Raw genomic sequence first — 234 nt, 5'->3', positions numbered from 1 at the left:
GGTCCGCGGCGTGCACCAGGATCCGATCGACGGATCCAGCTTCGCCGCGGCGCTCACGGATCCGGAGGCCGAGGAGACACACGTCACCCAGTACTTCGAGATCCTCGGCAGCCGGGCCATCTATCACGACGGGTGGATGGCGTCGGCCTTCGGTCCCCGAGCCCCCTGGGTTCCCGGACTGCCGGAGGGGATCGCCGACTGGAGCCCAGACCAGGATGCCTGGGAGCTGTATCA

The 234-nt window shown here is 68.4% G+C and carries 1 protein-coding gene; it reads left to right on the top strand.

Annotation, left to right across the window (positions count from 1 at the left end):
- Positions 1 to 234: hypothetical protein (locus R0J87_RS24890; RefSeq protein ID WP_498889706.1), on the top strand; the 234-nt coding region annotated here is incomplete at both ends.

The sequence above is a fragment of the Halomonas sp. SIMBA_159 genome, from assembly GCF_046536035.1.
In the GTDB taxonomy this organism is placed as follows: Bacteria; Pseudomonadota; Gammaproteobacteria; order Pseudomonadales; family Halomonadaceae; genus Vreelandella; species Vreelandella venusta_A.
The sequence above is the reverse complement of the archived record's forward strand: the minus strand, read 5'-3'. Positions and strand labels throughout refer to the sequence as shown.